At 69.2% G+C, this 17956-nt stretch carries 18 protein-coding genes and 2 pseudogenes; 7 read left to right on the forward strand and 13 right to left on the reverse strand.

What is annotated here, in order from left to right; genetic code table 11:
• Positions 1-38: 38 nt before the first annotated feature.
• A complete protein-coding gene (locus tag ACIHCL_RS30760) occupies positions 39-767 on the reverse strand; it encodes a GNAT family N-acetyltransferase (protein WP_399867092.1) in 729 nt (242 codons plus the stop codon).
• Positions 768-1167: 400 nt separating this feature from the next.
• Here ACIHCL_RS30760 and ACIHCL_RS30765 point away from each other — a divergent pair, with 400 nt between their 5' ends.
• Both ACIHCL_RS30765 and ACIHCL_RS30770 read left to right on the forward strand, forming a co-directional pair.
• Positions 1168-1494 (forward strand): hypothetical protein, encoded by a 327-nt coding sequence (locus ACIHCL_RS30765; RefSeq protein ID WP_399867094.1) that lies wholly within the window; start codon positions 1168-1170, stop codon positions 1492-1494.
• Positions 1422-1775: a hypothetical protein gene (locus ACIHCL_RS30770; protein WP_399867097.1), complete on the forward strand. Its 354-nt coding sequence runs from the start codon at positions 1422-1424 to the stop codon at positions 1773-1775. Before ACIHCL_RS30765 ends, ACIHCL_RS30770 begins: the two co-directional genes overlap by 73 nt.
• A 66-nt stretch (positions 1776-1841) precedes the next feature.
• On the opposite strand, the gene ACIHCL_RS30775 is transcribed toward ACIHCL_RS30770, so the two are convergent.
• The 7 genes from ACIHCL_RS30775 to ACIHCL_RS30805 all read right to left on the reverse strand — a co-directional run bounded on the left by ACIHCL_RS30775 (position 1842) and on the right by ACIHCL_RS30805 (position 8746).
• The gene (locus ACIHCL_RS30775) at positions 1842-2528 is read right to left on the reverse strand and encodes a TetR/AcrR family transcriptional regulator (protein WP_399867100.1); all 687 of its coding nucleotides are present in this window, start codon (positions 2526-2528) and stop codon (positions 1842-1844) included.
• Positions 2529-2532: 4 nt separating this feature from the next.
• Positions 2533-3453: a carbon-nitrogen hydrolase family protein gene (locus ACIHCL_RS30780; RefSeq protein ID WP_399867102.1), complete on the reverse strand. Its 921-nt coding sequence runs from the start codon at positions 3451-3453 to the stop codon at positions 2533-2535.
• Positions 3454-3466: 13 nt separating this feature from the next.
• Positions 3467-3853, reverse strand: coding sequence for a hypothetical protein (locus ACIHCL_RS30785; RefSeq protein ID WP_399867105.1), 387 nt, complete (start codon positions 3851-3853; stop codon positions 3467-3469).
• A complete protein-coding gene (locus ACIHCL_RS30790; RefSeq protein ID WP_399867107.1) occupies positions 3850-5316 on the reverse strand; it encodes an APC family permease in 1467 nt (488 codons plus the stop codon). The genes ACIHCL_RS30785 and ACIHCL_RS30790 overlap by 4 nt, the downstream gene beginning before the upstream one ends.
• Positions 5317-6374: 1058 nt before the next feature.
• On the reverse strand, positions 6375-6908 hold the full coding sequence (locus ACIHCL_RS30795) for a flavin reductase family protein (protein ID WP_399867108.1): 534 nt from the start codon (positions 6906-6908) through the stop codon (positions 6375-6377).
• Positions 6909-7034: 126 nt separating this feature from the next.
• Positions 7035-7949, reverse strand: a complete 915-nt coding sequence (locus ACIHCL_RS30800; protein ID WP_399867110.1) for a dihydrodipicolinate synthase family protein — start codon at positions 7947-7949, stop codon at positions 7035-7037.
• Positions 7949-8746, reverse strand: coding sequence for an aldolase (locus ACIHCL_RS30805; protein WP_391674971.1), 798 nt, complete (start codon positions 8744-8746; stop codon positions 7949-7951). The genes ACIHCL_RS30800 and ACIHCL_RS30805 overlap by 1 nt, the downstream gene beginning before the upstream one ends.
• Positions 8747-9081: 335 nt before the next feature.
• On the opposite strand from ACIHCL_RS30805, the gene ACIHCL_RS30810 reads away from it, so the two are divergent.
• On the forward strand, positions 9082-9732 hold the full coding sequence (locus tag ACIHCL_RS30810; RefSeq protein WP_399867174.1) for a LysE family translocator: 651 nt from the start codon (positions 9082-9084) through the stop codon (positions 9730-9732).
• Here the strand turns inward: ACIHCL_RS30810 and ACIHCL_RS30815 are convergent.
• The 3 genes and pseudogenes from ACIHCL_RS30815 to ACIHCL_RS30825 all read right to left on the reverse strand — a co-directional run.
• Positions 9654-9851: pseudogene (locus ACIHCL_RS30815) on the reverse strand (IS5/IS1182 family transposase); the annotation flags it as partial. The gene ACIHCL_RS30810 and the pseudogene ACIHCL_RS30815 overlap by 79 nt on opposite strands.
• Positions 9852-9934: 83 nt before the next feature.
• Positions 9935-10540 (reverse strand): helix-turn-helix domain-containing protein, encoded by a 606-nt coding sequence (locus ACIHCL_RS30820; protein ID WP_399867113.1) that lies wholly within the window; start codon positions 10538-10540, stop codon positions 9935-9937.
• 239 nt (positions 10541-10779) lie between these two features.
• The gene (locus ACIHCL_RS30825) at positions 10780-11571 is read right to left on the reverse strand and encodes a YggS family pyridoxal phosphate-dependent enzyme (RefSeq protein ID WP_399867115.1); all 792 of its coding nucleotides are present in this window, start codon (positions 11569-11571) and stop codon (positions 10780-10782) included.
• Between the two features lie 44 nt (positions 11572-11615).
• Between ACIHCL_RS30825 and ACIHCL_RS30830 the strand changes: the two genes are divergently transcribed.
• The gene (locus tag ACIHCL_RS30830; protein WP_399867118.1) at positions 11616-12959 is read left to right on the forward strand and encodes an aminotransferase class I/II-fold pyridoxal phosphate-dependent enzyme; all 1344 of its coding nucleotides are present in this window, start codon (positions 11616-11618) and stop codon (positions 12957-12959) included.
• 7 nt (positions 12960-12966) lie between these two features.
• Here ACIHCL_RS30830 and ACIHCL_RS30835 read toward each other — a convergent pair whose 3' ends face one another.
• Positions 12967-13767 (reverse strand): DeoR/GlpR family DNA-binding transcription regulator, encoded by an 801-nt coding sequence (locus ACIHCL_RS30835; RefSeq protein WP_399867121.1) that lies wholly within the window; start codon positions 13765-13767, stop codon positions 12967-12969.
• Positions 13768-13907: 140 nt separating this feature from the next.
• Here ACIHCL_RS30835 and ACIHCL_RS30840 point away from each other — a divergent pair, with 140 nt between their 5' ends.
• From ACIHCL_RS30840 to ACIHCL_RS30850, 3 genes are all read left to right on the forward strand, one after another.
• Positions 13908-14804: a hypothetical protein gene (locus ACIHCL_RS30840; RefSeq protein ID WP_399867123.1), complete on the forward strand. Its 897-nt coding sequence runs from the start codon at positions 13908-13910 to the stop codon at positions 14802-14804.
• A gap of 99 nt (positions 14805-14903) precedes the next feature.
• On the forward strand, positions 14904-15593 hold the full coding sequence (locus ACIHCL_RS30845) for a hypothetical protein (RefSeq protein ID WP_399867125.1): 690 nt from the start codon (positions 14904-14906) through the stop codon (positions 15591-15593).
• 27 nt (positions 15594-15620) lie between these two features.
• Positions 15621-17177, forward strand: coding sequence for an FGGY-family carbohydrate kinase (locus tag ACIHCL_RS30850; RefSeq protein WP_399867127.1), 1557 nt, complete (start codon positions 15621-15623; stop codon positions 17175-17177).
• 515 nt (positions 17178-17692) lie between these two features.
• Here ACIHCL_RS30850 and ACIHCL_RS30855 read toward each other — a convergent pair.
• Positions 17693-17830: pseudogene (locus tag ACIHCL_RS30855) on the reverse strand (DUF6879 family protein); the annotation flags it as partial.
• Positions 17831-17956 lie beyond the last annotated feature (126 nt).

Here is a 17956-nt window from a genome sequence, read left to right on the forward strand (position 1 = left end):
CGTGCGGCGTGCGGCGTGCGGCGTGCGGCGCCGGACCGTCAGCGTCCCGATTCCTCGACGGACACACGGACGACGGACAGGGACCGCTTCTGTCGGCCTTCCACGTCGAAGTTGTCGGGCGAGAGCCATTCCCGCAACGCCTTGCCGACGTGCGGCCACTCGGAGTCGATGACGGAGTACCAGGCGGTGTCGCGGCTGCGGCCCTTGTAGACCACGGCCTGGCGGAAGATCCCTTCGAACGTGAAGCCCAGCCGCAGGGCCGCCTTTCGCGAAGGCGCGTTGAGGCTGTCGCACTTCCACTCGTAGCGGCGGTAGCCGAGTTCGTCGAAGACGTAGGACAGGAGCAGGAACTGGGCCTCCGTGGATATCTGAGTCTGCTTCAGCAAAGGTGAGAAGGCCACGCTGCCGACCTCGACGACGCCGTTGGACGGATCTTGGTGCATCAGGGCGAGGGTGCCCACGGCCTTGCCGGTGCGCACGTCGACGACCGCGTACTGCAGGGGGTCGTCCACCTGTGTCGTCGTCGTCACGTAGCTGCGGTAGTCGGCCAGGGTCTCGAAGGCACTGGCCGTCATGTAGGTCCAGTCCCTGCCGTCCGCCGCGAGAGCATAGGCCGAGTGCAGGTCGTCGGCGTGGCGGTCCGCGTCCAGGGGAACCACCCGGCAGAAGCGGCCCTCAAGGGTGACCCGGGCGGGCACGGGACGCACTGTCCAGTCGGGCAGAGGGTGGCCGATGGGCTGGCCGTATTCGTTGAGACGTGCGGACATGCTTTTCTCCTGGTGTGTGCCGGTCCTTGCCAGGCTAGTGCCGCTCCCGGCAACGTGTGCCCGTCAAGGAGCGCGTCCGGTGCGTGCTCTCGGTGTGCCGGCCAGAAACCCTCGTACTGGACGTACTCGGGTTTTCGGCCGGTGCAGCGAGAGGGCGTGCCGGACGTCGCGACGGGGCGAACGTTGCCTGATGCGGCACTCTAGGCACCGCGTGGATCCTTGATAAGGGCCACGATACGGTCATTCCATGAGGCCACTGAAGGAGCCCGTTGTCCTCGACGGCCAGCCCGCGCCGGACCGGGAGCCTCCCCGACCGGAGTGGTAGCCGTGGGCACCGCATCGTGCGGAGCCGGCCCGGAGTCCGTCTCGCTTCCCGCGCGGGTCCGCTACAAGGGTGGTCATGACAGCGATGACGGCAGGGGATGAGCGGGCGCTGATGGTGGAGGCAATGTGGCGGGGCACGGACCCGACCGTCGTCTACCTCGCCGGCGACCGAGGCCTGGTCGCGGCCGGCCTCGACGCCCTGGACCAGGACGCCCTGGACCAGGACGCGCTGGACCGGGTGGCATGCTGGCAGTCCTGCGAGCACGACATGATCTCCGCCGACCTGGGCGAGCCGCCGATGTCCGTGGCCGCGCTGGACCAGCTCTCGCGGTGGTGCCGCCGGAGTTCGAGTTCACGCTCACGAACGCCGTGCGCGAGGCCCTCACCGCCGGCACCGGGCTGAACCCCGCGCTGGAAAGCCTGCCGCCGGCCGAACAGATCCACGTCATCACCGTCTGCACCGCCGTCATGCTCCAGGAAGCCCACGGCCGCCAGGCGGCGCTGGAGTTCATGGCGAAATCGGCTGCGGACTTCATCCGTCAGAGACTCCCACGCCCCTACCCCTGCACTGACCCCGTTCCCGAAGACTGCCCGCAATGCAGGGGTCGCATCACCGACCCGACCCGCGAGCAGGCCGCCTTCAGGGACCTCAAGGTGCGCGAGCTGGTGGTGAAGATCCCGTAGTCCGCGCCGGTCAGCGGGATCGGCACCAGTGGCAAGACGGTGTCGGTCGACCTGGATAGGGAGTGGTCAGGAGTCAGTTTCGTGAGGGGCCGGAGGTGTCTGCGCGGTGGGTTCGGACTGAGACTTCCGGTCCGCCAGCAGGCGGTCCAGCGATCCTGGGTCACGCATCAGCCCGCCGAGGATGAACTGGGCTCCTGCCACACCGAGTTCGTCGGGGTCATCGCCTGTGTGTTCGGCCGCGTAGCCGATGTGGGAGATGGTCACCCCGGCAATCATGGCCTGGCCGAGGCTGGGGCTGACGGGGCGGAACTCTCCGCTGCGTACGCCTTGGTCCATGAGGCTGCAAAGGGCTGCGTAAAGTGCCTTCAGTTTGGCGCCCCAGGGGGCGAGGTCGGGGTCTTGCAGTACCTCGTGTGTGTAGATCCCGGAGAGCACGAAGGGCAGTTTGTGCAGGTTTGTGAGGTCCCATCGTACATAGTCGTACAGGCGTAGTGCGGCCGGTCCTTCTGCACTGGCTGCGTGCTGGGCGGCGCCGAGCGATGCATCGAGGCTGATCGACAGCAGTTCTTCCAGGATCGACTGCTTGCTGCGGAAGTAGTGGAAGAGCGAGGGCTGTTTGATGCCCACGGCTTCGGCGATCTGCCGGGTGGAGGTGCCCCGGTATCCGTGGCGGTGGAACAGGAGCGCCGCTTCCAGGAGGATGCGCTGGCGGGTGCCGGGGGAGCCACTGGTGGTCTTTTCGTCGCGGGGCATCCCCTCAGCTTATCCGTGTGTTCCGGATCGACCATTGGAAGATGTCGGGCCTGTCGTAGTGACCGGTTACGTCGAGGTCGTGCTTGTAGGCGATGGTTTCGTCGAGGTCGATGTCGGCGAGGATCATGGCCCGGCCGAGGACGGGCTCGGTGTGCCACTGGCCGTCCGGTCCGGCGACGCTTGAGCCGCCCGGGAAGAATGCCTCGCTGTCGGCGTCCGCGCCGATCCCTTGAGCGTATGCGTCCCGGATCTCGGGCGGTACGTCCGTCACCGGCAGCCAGGTTGCTGCATTGACCACGAAACAGCGTCCCTCGAAGGCGTAGGAGCGTGAGGCGAGACGGTGGGCTTCAGGCATGTCGGGCCATAGCGCTACGTGGATCTGTTCGTCGCTGTGGTGCAGTGCATGGCGTGCGAGGGGGTGCCAGTGCTCCCAGCAGACCAGGCTGCCGATCCTGCCCGCCGAAGTGTCGTGCGCGCGCAGGCCGTCGGCGTCTCCCGGGGTCCACACCAGGCGTTCGGTGTGGGTGGGGAGCAGTTTGCGGTGCACGCCGAGGAGTTCGCCTTGGGAGCTGATGGTGGCGGAGCTGTTGAAGAGGCTGGCCGAGTGGGGTCCGCGCCGTTCGTTGAAGCCCATCACCACGTTGATGCCATGAGTGGCTGCGGCGCGGCACAGGGCCTGCATGTGGTCGCCCGCGGCGGTGGCGCCGGCTGCGGCCAGCCGCTGGAACCATTGCCGGGCCTCGCCGTCGTCCCAGCCGGCGAGGCCGAACACCCAGGCGGGGTAGCCGCCGAGCCAGGTCTCCGGGAAGACGGCGAGGTCCGCGCCGAGTTCTGCTGCTTGGGCGATGTACCGTACGGCGGCTTCGGTGCCGGCGTCGAGGTCGAGAAGGTGAGGGGGCTGCTGGACGATGCAGATGCGGGGCATGGGCAGTGGCTCCTTACAGGCTGGCGATGGTGCGCACCGCGACCCAGGTCCAGGAGGCGGCGAAGGCGGTGAGGGAGATGAGGTCGAGGCGGGAGACCCAGCGGGTGCGTTGGGGGAAGTCCGGCCACCATGCGAGTGCTCCGGTGGAGATCGCGGTGTAGTAGCCGGATGCCAGCAGCACGAGGGAGGTGACGGGGTCGACGGTGACGAGTGCGTCGGCCGCGATGAGAACGGCACCGATGATCAGGGCGTCGACATGGCCCTGCCGCAGCCGGGGCCACTCCTTGATGCGGGCCCAGCCCTTCGGCTTGGCGAGCGAGACGTAGAGGAGGAGCCCCGACCAGCCGCCTATGACGAGCAGGACCAGGCCGCCCGCTCCGAGAATGCCGATGTCCTTCATGACGTTCCCTCTGTGCCTGCACCGCGGTGCGGGCGGGCGATCACCAGGTAGAGGCCGGCGAGTGCGGCCAGGACCGCGAAGACCCAGACGACCGCCCAGACCTGCCAGGCGGGTGCTCCGGGCGGAGCGAGGGTGGTACGGGGCCAGGCGATGTTCACGGTCTCGAACGCGATCCAGCAGAAGGCCAGAATGTTGATGACCAGCCCTCTGCGGCCGAGTCTGAGGGTTCCAGCCGGCAACCAGCGGCCGGTGAGGCGCGCGAACAGGGCGGCGGTGACCACGAGGAGGAAGGTGATGTACAGCCCTCCGGTACCGAAGGTGATCATGGTGCCGATCGCTCCGTCGTTCAGGCCGAGCAGCAGCCCGGCCGAGGCGGCGGCGCTGGTGACGGCCATGGCCGTGAGGGGCACCTGGCTGCGGCCGGTGACGGCGGCCAGTGCATGCGATGCGGGCAGCATGTTGTCCCGGGCCAGCCCGAAGGTGACGCGGCCCAGGTACGCCTGCATCGAGACCAGACAGACCAGGAACGTCACCACGACGACGGCCAGGAACGGCTTCTCCGACCAGGATCCGAACGAGCCGATGACTGTCGGTGTGACGGGATCGGGCACCTCGCCGTGGACGACGGCGCTCAGATTCTGGGTGGCGAGCGTGACCGCGATGGCGACCAGTACGACCGCTGCGCCCACTGCGGCGGTGGCCCGGATGATGGCGCGCGGTACGTTTGCGCCCGCTCCTGTGGTCTCCTCGGCGACCGAGGCGCTGGCGTCGAAGCCGACGAAGGCCCATCCGCAGACGGCGAAGGTGGTGACGACGGCGGCTGTGGTGGAGAGGCCGGAAGAGGCCGGGGCCCCGAGCGTTTCGAACAGCACGGAGACGTCGTGCACGCGGAAGAAGAGCAGCAGGGCCAGCCCGACGGCGACGGAGCCGACGATCTCCGCGGCGAGTCCCATCGTCACCACGACCCGCATCACTTTGACGCCTGAAGCGTTGATGACCAGGGCGAAGGCCAGCAGGCCGACCGAGACGACGTAGCGGGTCAGGCCGTGCGGCTCGCGGCCGGTGAACAGCAGGCCCACCCAAGGTGCGGCCAGGTAGGCCACCGTGGTCAGTGCTGCGGTCACCGCTGAGATGTAGATGGCGCCGGTGAACCAGGCGGCGCGTGGCCCTACCAGTTGTCGTACCCATTGGTAGGGGCCACCGGCCACCGGGAACTCCGAGGCCAGTTCCGCGTACACGACGGCCACCAGCAGTTGTGCGACGAGGCAGGCGAGCAGGACCCACAGCCATGCGGGGCCGGCCAGGACGGAGCCGAGCGAGAAGACTGCATACAGCCCGACGACGGGCGCGACCGTGGTCACTCCGATTGAGAATGTGGACCACATACCCAGTCCCCGTCGCAGCTGCTGCTGGTAGCCGAGCTCTTTCAGACGGGTGTCGCTCTGGTCTATGGGCTCTTCCATGAACCCTCCCTATCGATCGATAGGGAGACTATGAGGAGAGTGCGGCTCCGTTGTCAATGCCCTCGCCGGTCCGGCGTCCGGCGGGCTCCGCCCCGGGCGGAGCCGGGCGTCCGGGCTGCCGCCTCGCGCCGACGGTGCGGTGACGGGAGCGCCCCGGGCCCCGGTGGCGCCGTCGCGGCACTCCGGCCAGCCCTGCTGGTGCGCCAATTTGACATGGGACAGGTGGAGGTGATCGCGTGGGCATCAGCGGTTCGACAGCGGGAGACATCGCGGGCAGTCCAGGACTGCCGCCCGGCATCCTGGCCGCGGCCCGCGGCGGGCGCTACCGCCAGCCCCTGTACGGCGTGCCCGTCGCCGATGCGGGCTTGGCCGAGTGGGCCCGCACCGACTTCGCCGAGAGCATCGAGCAGTTGTTCCGGACGCTGGTGGCGCACGGAGCGGGCGATGCCACCGAGCGTCTCCTCAACGCCCACCTTGCCCGGGGCGACCTGGTGGCGGTCGAGGGCCCCTGCTTCCCGGCGAGCATCGGCACGCTGCGGCTGAACGACTACCGGTCGGCCACGAACGATGGCCAGGCCCTGCCCGCCATCCACGCTCGCCTGGCGCGTCGCAGGCTGCTGCCCGCCGAGCACCTGGTCGACGGCGGCTACACCTCCCTGGTCCACCTGGAACGAGCGGCCCGCGAACACCAGGTCACCGTCACCGGGCCGCTACCGGCCACCCCACCCGCCGGCACCGCCGAGGTGAGGGCTTCGACCGGGACGACTTCCACATCGACTTCGACCGCCGACAGGCCACCTGCCCCCCAGGGCCAGGTCGGCGCGGGCCGGCACGGCCCCTACCCGACCTCCTCGCCCACCGCAGCACCCCTGATCGTGGCACGGTTCCCCAAGAGCCAGAGCCGGCCCTGTCCGGACCGCCCCCGGTGCACCAGCTCCCGCGAGAGCGCCCGCAGCGTGGGCTTCCCTCCACAAGCACTCCGCGACCTGCAAGTCCGCGCCCGCACCGAGCAACGGACACCCCTTCAGGTAAGAGCTCTTCTCACGTGCCCGCCCTTCTCATGCTGCGAGGAGCGGGGGTGTGAGCTGGGCGGGGGTGGCGTAGTCACCGTTGTGGCGTATCAGCGCGGGGGTGTCCGCCCGTACGCCGCCGGCGTCGACCTCGCCGATCACCAGGGTGTGGTCACCGGCGGGGTACCGGGCAACGACCCGGGCGGTGAGCCAGGCCGGCACCGAGGTGAGGACCGGCAGCCCGTCCTGCTCGTGCCGAGGGGCCATGCCCGCGAACCGGTCGACACCACTGCGCGCGAACCGCTCCGCCATCTCGGCGTCGTCGACGCCCAGCAGATGGACGGCGAAACGGTCGGCCCGGCCCACCGCCGCCGCGACCGAGGCACCCCTGGCCACGCAGAAGGAGATCAGAGCGGGATCCAGCGAAACGGAACTGAAGGAGGTGGCGGTGAAACCCGCGGGCCCGGGCACGGTGATGACCGTGACACCCGCCGCGTGACGCCGCAGAGTCCTGCGCAGCAGCGCCGACTTGGCAGCATGCGGAGCTTCGTGTCGATGATGCGTCACAGTGGCGTGAGACATGGCCTTCCTTCACTCTGCGAGCACGGGGGACGTGCTGTCCGCCCCCCGTACGGGGTGTCTGTCCGTGAAGCAGTGGGGCTGGGCCTGAGCCGCTCGCTCCGTCGGCGGCGCGAGCGGCTCAGGATCTCAAGCGGCTGGACCCACCAGGGGGTGAGAGGCCAACCGGTCGAGGATCTCGCTGAGTTGCTTCGTCTCCTTGTCGGGCAGCGGCAGCAGAGGCGCCCGCGGCAGGCCGACATCACGCTTCTGCAGTTCGAGTCCCGCCTTGATGGCGCGTGGCAGGCCGTAGCCGACGATGAACTGGAGGAAGGGCAGGAGCTCGGCCAGGATGGCCTCGGCCCGCTCGTCCTCGCCGCCGGTCGCCGCGGCGTGGAGCGCCAGGGCCCACTGCGGGACCAGGCAGGGCGATGCGGTGCACCAGCCGACGGCACCGGAGCGGAAGGCTTCGAGCGCGACCGGGTTGTTGCCGTTGTAGACCGACAGCGCCCCGTCGGACAGGTCCTGGATGGACCGGAACCGGGCGACGATGCCGGAACTCTCCTTGACCATGGTCAGGTTGGGGATCTTGCGGGCGAGCGCGACCACCGTCTCCGGCTGCAGGTCCACGCCGCTGGTGCCCGGGTTGTTGTAGAGCATCATGGGCAGGTCGGTCGCCGCGGCCACCGTGCTGAAGTGCCGCACGAGTTCGGACTCGGTCAGCTTCCAGTACACCTGCGGCAGCACCATGATCGCGGTGGCCCCGTTGCGGGCGGCCACACGGGCCCGGCGTACCGCGCCCTCCGTGCTCCAGTGCGAGACACCGACCAGGGTGGGGACCCGGCCCGCGACCGTCTGCAGTGTGGTCTCGCATACGGCGTCCCACTCGCTCTCGCGCAGGTAGGCGCTCTCCCCCGTGCTGCCCAGCGGCGCGATGCCGTGGCTGCCCGCCTCCACCAGGTCGTTGGTGAGCCGGCGCAGCGCGACGAGGTCGAGGTCGCCGGTGGCGGAATCGAAGGGGGTGACGGGGTAGGAGATGATGCCCCTCAGCGGCGGGTTCGCCATCAGAGTTCCACCTGCCCCGAGACGCAGTCGGGGTGGTTGCGCAGCGCCCGGCGGGCGTAGTAGGCGAAGTTGGCCTTGCTGCGGCGGTCGGTGCCGGTCCAGTCGTGGGCCTCGCGGGCCAGAACCGGGTCGAGGGTCTGGATGGTCCCCGCGGCCATGGCGAGCAGTTGGAGGCGGGCGGCGCGCTCGATGAGCATCGCCAGGTTGCAGGCCTCCTCGACGGTGGCTCCGGTGACCAGCTGGCCGTGGTGGGCCAGGAGGATGGCGCGCTTGTCACCGAGGGCCGCGGAGATGATCTCACCCTCCTCGTTGCCCACAGGGACACCCGGCCACTCCTTGAGGAAGGCGCAGTCGTCGTACAGGGGCGTGGTGTCCATCTGGGAGATCACGAGGGGGACTTCCAGCATGGCCAGCGCCGCGGTGTGCAGGGAGTGCGTGTGGACGATGCAGTTCACGTCCTTGCGGCTGCGATAGATCCAGGAGTGGAACCGGTTGGCGGGGTTGGGCATGCCGTCCCCCTCCAGGACCTGCAGGTCCTCGTCGACCAGCAGCAGGTTGTCCTCGGTGATCTCGTCGAAACCGAGCCCCAGGCGCTGGGTGTAGTAGGTGCCGGCCTTCTGCCCGCGGGCGCTGATCTGGCCCGCGAGCCCGGAGTCGTGTCCGCCGTCGAAGGCGATGCGGCACGTCAGGGCCAGCTTCTGCCGCGTGGTCAGCTTCGAGTCACCGAAGTGGTCGTTCATCTGCCGCTGAGCGCGGTCGACGAGCACGTCCTTCGAGTCTCGCAGGGTCTTTGCCATTTCTTTCGCTCCAGTCCCGGGGCCCGGCCTGTCGGCTGGTCCCGCGTCCGAGGGGTGCCGTCCGAGGAGGGCATCACGTGGAAATATTGTTCACCATAGGACACCTTGTGTCATGCCGCAAGAGGTGCACCCAGTTGCGCATTGCGCGCAAATGAACCTAGAATCGTGCATATACGAAACCAAACGCAACTAGTTGCGTCAGGACCGAGGCACTGCCATGAGCACGCCGCTGCACGTCACCCTCATGCCGCCCCCAGGACCGGCGGGGCCCTGCGCCTCCCGCCGACGGAACATGTCGCCCGCGCCGCTTTGCCCTCTTCACCCTGTTGGTGACGATGGCCCCTGGGCCGGAGACACTCCTGGTTCTCCGCAACTGCATGCGGGGCGGCCGCTTCTCGGGTCTCGCGGCCGCAATGGGTGCGGCACTGGCCTGGGCAGTGGCGGCCTCTGTCGGGCTGGCCGCGGTCCTGCAGCGGTGGGTCGCGGCATTCTTGGTGGTCCGTCTGGCGGGCGCTGCGTATCTGGTCTTCCTGCGTGTCCAGGGTCCGTGGTCATGTCGTCGCCGCGCTTCGGCTCAGCCGGAAGTTTCCGGGGTACCGACGACTCCCCCCACCACCGGGCGGGCCTTCCGCCAAGGGCTGGTGAGCTGCCTGCTCCAGCCAAAGATGGGCATCTTCTTCGTGGCTGTGGTCCCGCAGTTCTTGCCGGATGACCACTCGGCGCCGGCCCTGACCCTGGTCCTCGGGGTTCTCGATGCCGTAATCGCGGCTCTGTGGCTGTCGCTGGTCGCGGTGTTCGCGGCCCGCCTGCTGACTTGGCTGCGTCATCCACGCGTGAACACGGCCCTGGAACGGGCCGCTGCTGGTGTTCCAGTGGCTATGGGCATCGGCACCGCAGCCGAGACGGTTCAGCTTCTGCTCAACGCCTGTTGGCTCCGGAGCCATAGTCGGATCGCGGCGGCGGTGACCGTACCTCGGAAGACGTAGGTGCGCTTGTCATACCGCGTGGCGACGGCCCTGAAAGTCTTGAGGGCGTTGACCGTCCGCTCAACTTCGTTCCTGCGCTTGTAGATCGTCTTGTCGAACCCGGTGGGCCGGACGCCCTGGCTGCCGCCGTCGGGGCGGTACTGGCGGGGCGTGCTTCTTTTCCCGGCCCACGCGGAGGTGTCCTACGTGCGCCGGCCGGCGGTCAGGGGAGCTGGAGACGCGGTGCGTTCGCGTGTGCGTGGTCGTCGGAGACGAGGAGGAGGACGGCGGCGCGTTCCGGGCCGAGGGAGCGTACCTTGTGCGGCTGAGTGGCCTTGAAGTAGGCGCAGTCACCCGGGTCGAGGGTGATGGTGCGGGAGGGGAGGATGAGTTCGGCCCGCCCGTGGTGGACGAAAATGAACTCCTCGCCGGGGTGGTCGCGGAAGGGGACGGGCCCGGCGTCGTGCGGGGGGTAGAGCATGAAGGGGGTCATGCTCTTGGTGCCGACCTCGAGGGCTATGCCCTCGTAACGGGTCCCGGCCTCGTCGTCAGCGGTGAGCGACTGGCGTTCGCCGGCTCGGGTGACCGTGACGTCAGTGAGTTCCCCGGCGTCCGCGAAGAGGTTGTCGAGAGGCACGTCGAGAGCTTTGGCGAGCGAGGCGCTGATGGCGATCGACGGGACGCTCTGGCCGCGCTCGACCTTGGACAGGTAGCTCTTGGTGACACCGGCGCGTTCGGCCAGCGTCTCCAGGGTCATGAGGCGTTCCTTGCGCAACTGTCGCACCCTGTTGATCACTGCCGTTTCCCCTTCGCCTGTCCCACGCCGCACGACGGCAGGGCAAGACCCCAGTATGGCGCCCCGGAGCCTGGTCATCGACAAAGCCCACCGTGTGTGCGACACGTGCGGTCACTCTCGAAGGGTGACATCCCGACGACATCCCGATCCGCCGGGGTCGACCCGTCATCTCCGTGGTCGTCCGCCAGGCGTCGGACGGGATGCGGTGCCGGTAGTCGTGCGCGATGAGCACGGCACCGCCGCGAACCACCGGGAGGTCCGCGCGGTCCGTCTCACACGGCGCTGCTGCCGTCCGCGGCGACGCCGGGCCAGAAGTGGCTGTCCGGCAGGGGCCGGGCGCCGAACACCGCCTGGCCGACGCGGACCACGGTGGCACCCTCCTCGACGGCGGTCTCGTAGTCACCGGACATACCCATGGACAGTCCGCCCGGTCCGACGAGGCCGAGTTCGCGGGTCCGGTCGCGCAGATCGCGCAGGAGGCGGAAGCAGGAACGGACCCGTTCGGTGTCCGGGGTGAAGACGGCCAGGGTCATCAGACCCTGGACGCGCAGCGCCGTGAAGTCCGGCAGTTTCCTCAGGAAGCCGGTCAACTCCTCGGGCGGGAGGCCGTACTTGGAGTCCTCCGCCGAGGTGTTCACCTGGACGTAGACGTCCAGCCCCCTGCCCGCGGCCTGCAGGCGCCGGTCGAGGGCCTCGGCGGCGCGCAGGCTGTCGAGGGCCTGGAACTCGGCGGCGAACTCGGCAACGTCCTTGGCCTTGTTGGTCTGGAGGTGACCGATCACCGACCAGGACACCTCCAGGTCGGAGAGGCTCCGCCACTTGCGCTTCGCCTCCTGGACCTTGTTCTCCCCTAGGACGCGGCAGCCGGCCGCGACCGCCAGGCGGACGCGCTCCTCGGGCACGGTCTTGCTGACGGGCAGGAGCCGGACCTCTCCCCCGGTACGTCCGGCGCGTTCGGCGGCGGCGTCGATGCGGGCGCGGACCACGCCGAGATTGCGAACGAAGTCCGCGACGTTCTCTGCCTTCGGGTAAGGAGAGGGAGGCTCCACTGGTTCCATTGGCATAGGACAAAAGCTAGCATGGCTTATGCCAAGACGACGGAGTGCTGATGCGGATCACCGGGAGCACGGCGAGCGAGATCGCGGCGAGTGTCCGTGCGCTCAGCGACGCGGGGGAGCTGACCCCAGGCACGGTGCTGCCCCCCGTGCGGCAGCTGGCCGAGCGGCTGGCCGTCAACAGGAACACGGTCATGGCCGCCTACCGGACGCTGATCCAGGCGGGCGTGGCCGTCGGCCGGGGGCGGGCCGGAACCCTGATCACCGAAGCCGTCGGCACCGTCGACCAGGAGGGCTCCGCGACGGACAGCCCCCTGCGCGATGTGGGCCACGGCAACCCGGACCCCGTCTTCCTGCCCGGCCTCGACGCTGCCCGGCCCGCGCGGACGCCCCCGGTGCTGTACGGGGAGCCGACGATCGATCCCGCCCTGTCCCGGTGGGCGCTGCCGTGGCTGAAGGACGATCAGCCCCGCGCGACCCACCTGACGGTGACGGGCGGCGCCGTCGAGGCGGTGGAGAGACTGCTGGCCCAGGCCCTCATGCACGGGGACGCCGTGGCGCTGGAGGACCCCTGCTTCCTGGCCAGCATCAACACTGTGCGTCTCGCCGGGTACCGGCCCGTCCCCGTGCCGGTCGACGCGGAGGGGATGACGGCCGAGGGGCTACAGTCCGCGCTCGGCCAGGGGGTGCGTGCCGTGGTGTGCACACCGCGCGCCCACAATCCCACGGGAGTGGGCCTGTCCGCTGCCCGCGCCGAGGAGCTGCGCTCGGTCCTGGCCGGACACCGGCACGTTCTGATCGTCGAGGACGACCATTTCTCCCTGCTCTCCCGCTCGCCGTACCGAAGCATCGTCCCGCCGAACCACACCCGGTGGGCGCTGGTGCGGTCCCTGTCGAAGTTCCTCGGACCGGATCTGCGCGTCGCCCTGGTCGCCAGTGACCTGAGGACGGCGCAGCGCCTCGCGGCCCGGATCGGGCCGGGCCGCACGTGGACCAGCCATCTGCTCCAGCGTCTGGCCGCCGCCCTGCTCACCGATCCGGCCACGCAGGCTCTGATCGAGCGAGCCGGCACACATTACGCGGAGCGCAACGCCCGGTTCGCGCACCTGCTGCGGGCGCGCGGCATCGACGTGCGGTCCGGTGACGGACTCAACCTCTGGGTGCCGGTGGACACGGACGCCCAAGCCGTGTCCGAACGGCTGCTGCGGCGGGGGTGGCTCGCCCGCGTCGGCGACAGTTTCTCCCTCCTCCGGTCCGCGCCGTCCAGGCATCTGCGGCTGACGGTACATCAGCTGAGTGGCGATCAGTCGGCGCTGCTCGCCGACGATCTGGCCGAGGCCACCGAAGAGGTCGTCTCGCGCCTCGGCCGGAATCCGGTGAGAACGACGTTCACCTGATGAGACCTCACGACTGCGGCCCCGGCCTGAGAATCTTGATGCCGATCTCCTCGAAGGGCCGGGTCAGTTCGCCGGGAACGCCCTCTTCGACGGAGAGGTGCGTCAACGCGCTCGCGGGCGCGACGGTGAAGGGTCCGCCGGTGCCGAGCTTGTCCGCCACGGCGAGACCGACGACCTTGTTGGCCGCCCCCACCATGGCGCTGCGCACCTGCGCCTCGTCGTAGTACGGCGATGTGACCCCCTGAGTGATATTGAGCCCCCAGATGCCGAGGAAGCAGATGTCGGCGGAGATCTTGGCGTAGGCCTCGACGGGGAGGGCGCCGACGGCGACGCGTGAGTGCGGGTCGAGCCGGCCGCCGAGGAGGATGGTCTCCTGGACGGCCCGATGCAGGAGTGCGTTGGCGATCGAGGGGCTGTGCGTGATGAAGGTGGCCGGGTACTCGGCGGGCAGCGCCTGCACCAGGGCGGCGGTGGTGCTGCCGCCGTCGATGATCACGACGTCGTCCTCGGAGATCAGACTCAGCGCGGCGCGTGCGCTCTGCGTCTTCTCGCCGACGCCACTGCCCTTGCGCTCCTCGTAGCTCTTCGGAACGTGCGAGGCGAGAACGGCACCACCGTGCACGCGTTGCAGCAGGCCGGCGTCGGCCAGCTCGTCGAGGTCGCGCCGGATGGTGTAGGCGGAGACCTTGAAAAATTCCCCCAGTGCGCCCGCGTGCACCTGCCCCGACCTTTTGAGCATGGCGAGGATGCGTTCGTGCCGCTGGGACTTCAGGAGAGTCTCGTCGGTTGCGTTTCCCTGCGTTGTCATGCGCTCACTCTTCCGCCCCCTGCACAGTCATGCAAGTTTATGCGCAATACATGTTGCTAATGCGCCCGACCTTGCCTATTGTGAGCGCAATCCGCAACCTTGCGGGCAGAAACGCAACACGCATACAGTGGAGGCAGGGCATGGACGCACCAACACTGTTGACGGCGTTCGCCGGCGGCGCGTTCGGAGCGGCGATCGGTGCACTGGCATCTTTCATCTTCTGCGGCATGGCCCTGATCGCCGGGATCGCCATCCTCCTCGCGGGCGGTAGTCCCACGTTCCTGGACGTGGTGGCCAACGGCCCCCTGTTCGGCCCCCACGTCGCCTTCGCGGGCGGGGCCGCCGCGGCCGCCTATGCCATGCGACGCAAGCACATCACCGACGGAAAGGACATCGCCTTCTCCCTGGCCGAACTCGGCAAAGCCGGCCCACTCCTGATCGGAGGCGTGTTCGGCCTCGCCGGGCAAACGATCATGGGACTGTGGGGCAGCACCCTGAACCAGTACACCAACGCGACTGCCCTCATCGTCGTCGTCCTGGGCGTGGTGGCCCGCCTGCTCTTCGGCCACCGCGGCCTGTTCGGCCATCTGCCGCAGGGCACGACCCTGCGCCGGCGCTTCAGTCCCACCGCCGACGAAGCCTGGGTTCCGCACCAATGCCGCATGTCGCAGGCGGCGCTCCTCGGAGTGGTCGCGGGCCTGCTGGCCTCCTACGCCACCCTCGCACTGGCCGAGGCCCAGCCCGAACTGGGCTCGGCCACCGTCGGACTCGGATTCGCCGTGTCCGCCGTCTCCCTCGGCTTCGCCGCCGTGGGAAAGGGAGTACCGGTCACCCACCACATGACGCTCACGGCCGCGACCGGGGCATATCTGAGCGGCTCTCTCCTCGTGGGGGCCGTGGTCGGGGGCGCGGCCGGGCTGCTCGGCGAATTCTGGGCCAGGGCGATCCAGAACCACGGGGACACCCACATCGACCCTCCGGCCGGTGCGATCTGGACCCTGACCAGCATCGTCCTCGCCGCCCACGCGCTGATCTGACCCCTGTTCCCCAACAGTCCGACACCTGTCACCGCAACGACAACCGTCCGACACCTGTCACCGCAACGACAACCGTCCGACACCTGTCACCGCAACGAAATGAGAATGTTCAAAGTGATCACCCAGTTCATGCTCACCAAGCACGACGTCACCATTCCGGACGCGCACGAGGTTTACGCCGCCGTCGCCGCTTCGCTCACCGCCGAGGAGCTGCCCTACGTCGGATTCAAGAACGTCGGCCACTCCCTCGCCGACCTGGCGCGGCTGGGCGAACGCATCGTCGCGGACGGGCGCAGGCTGGTGGTCGAGGTTGTCGGCGCCGACCCCGAGACGGAGCGTGAGGCTGCGCGCCTGGCCCTGCAGGTCGGGGCGGACATCCTCATCGGGGGCACCCACACCGACGCCGTACTTGAGGTCATCGAGGGTGCGACGATCGGGTACTACCCCACCGTCGGGGACGTCAACAGCGAGCCCGGCCGGCTGCGGGGCACCATCGACGAGATCGTCTCCGGCTGCGAGAAGCTCGTCGCCACCGAGGGTGTCACCGGAACCATGCTGCTGGGCTACCGCTACACCGGTGACGTGGACCTCCTGCTCCACGCGGTCGCTTCGGTGCCGGGTCTCCAGGTGGTCAACGCGGGCTCCGTGGACAGCCGGGAGCGCATCCGGCGCCTGGCCGACCTGGACTTCTGGGCCTTCACCATCGGCAGTGCTGTTCTCGACTCCGCGCTGCCCGCCGCCCCCTCGCTCGCTGCCCAGCTGCGGTGGGCCGTCGATACCGCGAGCTGACACGCGGACCATGTCAAGGAGGACATGATGGCCGGCTACATTATCGGACTCGACAACGGAACCACCGGCGCCCGGGCCAAGATGTACGACACGACCGGCGTCGTCGTCGCGGCGGCGACGAGCGAGTACGGCTGCGAGTACCCGCATCCCGGGTGGGTCGACCAGGACATCCACCTTCTGGACGACGCCAACTTCGAGGTCATCCGCCGCGTCGTGGAGACCTCCGGAGTCGATCCGCAGGAGATCCGTTCCCTGGGCCTGTCCACCCAGCGCGGCCTGCACCTGTACATCGACGCCGACGGCAACATACTGCGTGACGGCCGGGGACTGTCCTGGCAGGACGCACGGCACACCACGCAGCTGGACCAACTGCGCCGGGAGATCGGCGACGAACGCTTCTACGCCATCACCGGCCTGCCGATCAGCGCCTTCTGGCCCATCGGGAAGATCCTCTGGGTGGCGCAGAACGAACCGGAGGTGCTGCGGCACACCAGCAGAATCCTCAGCACCCAGGAGTACTTCCTGCGCCGACTCAGCGACGCGCCGGACTACGTCGTCGACCACTCCAACGCGTCGCTGTTCGGTCTGATGGACGTCGACTGCTTCGCCTGGAGCCAGGAACTGCTGGATTTCGTGGGCATCTCCGCCGATCTGCTCCCGTCGATTGTCCCCTCCGGCCACCAGGTCGGAAGAGTCACGCCCTCCGTGGCCCAGCGCACCGGGCTGCCGGTCGGCCTGCCCGTCTCCACGGGCGGCGGTGACCAGCAGTGCGCGGGGATCGGGGCCGGCGCCATCCGGCCGGGCCTGTGCGAACTGACCTTCGGCACCGCGGGCAACTCCGTGGCCTTCCTCGCCGAGTCGGTGAACGACCCCAACCGGGTCATCACCCGGTCGGTGCACGCCACCCCGTACCGTGCGTGGGAGGCGGAGGGGATCCAGGCCGCCGCAGGAGCCGCCTACCGGTGGTTCCGCGACAACATCGGCTACATGGCCCGATACATCGAGCCCTTCACCAAGACCGACCCCTACGTCGTGATCAATGATCTCGCCGCGGACTCGCCGGCCGGCGCCAACGGGCTGGTCTTCCACCCGTATCTGGCCGGGTCGATGACTCCGCACTACGACGAACACGCCCGGGCGGGCTTCCTGGGGCTGACCCTGAAGCACACCCTCGGCGACATGGCCCGTGCCGTCCTGGAAGGCGTGGCCTACGAGGCCCGGGAAGTCCTCGACGGCTATGACGCGATGGGCCTGGAACTCAACGAGATCCATCTCGCCGGAGGCGCCACCAAGTCCGAGCTGTGGTGCCAGATCCAGGCCGACGTCTACGGCAAGCCGACCGCCGTGCTGCGCGAGGGCGAGTGCGCCGTACTCGGGGCGGCGATCCTCGGCGCCGTGGGAGCGGGGGTGTTCGACGACGTCGAGGAGGGCGTGACCGCCACCGTCCACGTGGACCGCATCTTCCAGCCGGATCCCGACCGCCACAACCGGTACACCGAGCTGTGGGACATCTACCGGCAGGCCTACAAGGCCCTGTCCGAAAGCGGTGTGTACCGCGCCCTCTCCGCGGCGCAGACCCGCTGACGCCGCACCGCCCGGTCCGCACGGGGCCGGCACTGTCTCCTCACGGCGGCTGTCCCCGACCCGTCCGCCGCTGTGAGGGCGGCAGGCCTCCACGCGTCGCCGGGCCGGTCCCCGGCGCGTGGAGGTCCTCGCGGTATTCAGGTGATCGGTGTGCTCACCGTGCCGATGCCGTCGACGCTCACGTCCGCCCTGTCCCTTGCAGTTGTTACGTCTTCAAGCAGTGAGCAAGCGCTATGGCGGTGGCGATTGGATCCGGAGAGACGTGGACGTGGAGGCCCCGGCCGTTGATGTCGTGGCATTCGCAGGCGGGAACGGATCGGGCAAGTCGACGCTACTGCGGATCGCGGTGGCCCAGGCCCTCCTGCGGCCTTGCGGGGGTCGACCGGTCCCTGGCCGCTCGCTGGGCCATTGGCATGGCTCCCGGCAGTGATGCAGCCGGCCCGGTCCTGTCGGCGGGCGCGGCTGCCCTTCATGTCTACGGGCCGGGGGCGGTTCGCGCGACCGGTGCCGGGCGGGTCGGTGACCGGGCTCCCTCGTACGGATGCTCTGCGGCGACCGAGCCAGCGGACCTGTTCGACGGCCCGGAGGTTGGCGTCAGTGATGGCGTGCTCGAAGCGGGTGTACTCGGTGACGGGCTCGGAGACGACCCGGGCAGCAGATCGCGCGGCCGGTACCAGTCCCTCAGCTGCATCTCACTGACGGAGTCGGCGATCGGCCTGGTGCTTCCTGTGCCCGTACTGCGCGTGGCCGATGCGGGCACAGCCGCTGGGTGACGGTGT

The sequence above is a fragment of the Streptomyces sp. NPDC052042 genome, from assembly GCF_044548345.1.
Lineage (GTDB): Bacteria > Actinomycetota > Actinomycetes > Streptomycetales > Streptomycetaceae > Streptomyces.

Excerpts from the sequence above, each read along its gene's own strand:
- ACIHCL_RS30840 (WP_399867123.1), top strand. The coding sequence starts at position 13,908 with ATGGACGCACCAACACTGTTGACGGCGTTCGCCGGCGGCGCGTTCGGA.
- ACIHCL_RS30760 (WP_399867092.1), bottom strand. The coding sequence starts at position 767 with ATGTCCGCACGTCTCAACGAATACGGCCAGCCCATCGGCCACCCTCTG.
- ACIHCL_RS30805 (WP_391674971.1), bottom strand. The coding sequence starts at position 8,746 with ATGGCAAAGACCCTGCGAGACTCGAAGGACGTGCTCGTCGACCGCGCT.
- ACIHCL_RS30765 (WP_399867094.1), top strand. The coding sequence starts at position 1,168 with ATGACAGCGATGACGGCAGGGGATGAGCGGGCGCTGATGGTGGAGGCA.
- ACIHCL_RS30780 (WP_399867102.1), bottom strand. The coding sequence starts at position 3,453 with ATGCCCCGCATCTGCATCGTCCAGCAGCCCCCTCACCTTCTCGACCTC.
- ACIHCL_RS30830 (WP_399867118.1), top strand. The coding sequence starts at position 11,616 with ATGCGGATCACCGGGAGCACGGCGAGCGAGATCGCGGCGAGTGTCCGT.
- ACIHCL_RS30810 (WP_399867174.1), top strand. The coding sequence starts at position 9,082 with ATGGCCCCTGGGCCGGAGACACTCCTGGTTCTCCGCAACTGCATGCGG.
- ACIHCL_RS30850 (WP_399867127.1), top strand. The coding sequence starts at position 15,621 with ATGGCCGGCTACATTATCGGACTCGACAACGGAACCACCGGCGCCCGG.
- ACIHCL_RS30790 (WP_399867107.1), bottom strand. The coding sequence starts at position 5,316 with ATGGAAGAGCCCATAGACCAGAGCGACACCCGTCTGAAAGAGCTCGGC.
- ACIHCL_RS30800 (WP_399867110.1), bottom strand. The coding sequence starts at position 7,949 with ATGGCGAACCCGCCGCTGAGGGGCATCATCTCCTACCCCGTCACCCCC.
- ACIHCL_RS30845 (WP_399867125.1), top strand. The coding sequence starts at position 14,904 with ATGAGAATGTTCAAAGTGATCACCCAGTTCATGCTCACCAAGCACGAC.
- ACIHCL_RS30835 (WP_399867121.1), bottom strand. The coding sequence starts at position 13,767 with ATGACAACGCAGGGAAACGCAACCGACGAGACTCTCCTGAAGTCCCAG.
- ACIHCL_RS30775 (WP_399867100.1), bottom strand. The coding sequence starts at position 2,528 with ATGCCCCGCGACGAAAAGACCACCAGTGGCTCCCCCGGCACCCGCCAG.
- ACIHCL_RS30825 (WP_399867115.1), bottom strand. The coding sequence starts at position 11,571 with ATGCCAATGGAACCAGTGGAGCCTCCCTCTCCTTACCCGAAGGCAGAG.
- ACIHCL_RS30785 (WP_399867105.1), bottom strand. The coding sequence starts at position 3,853 with ATGAAGGACATCGGCATTCTCGGAGCGGGCGGCCTGGTCCTGCTCGTC.
- ACIHCL_RS30795 (WP_399867108.1), bottom strand. The coding sequence starts at position 6,908 with ATGTCTCACGCCACTGTGACGCATCATCGACACGAAGCTCCGCATGCT.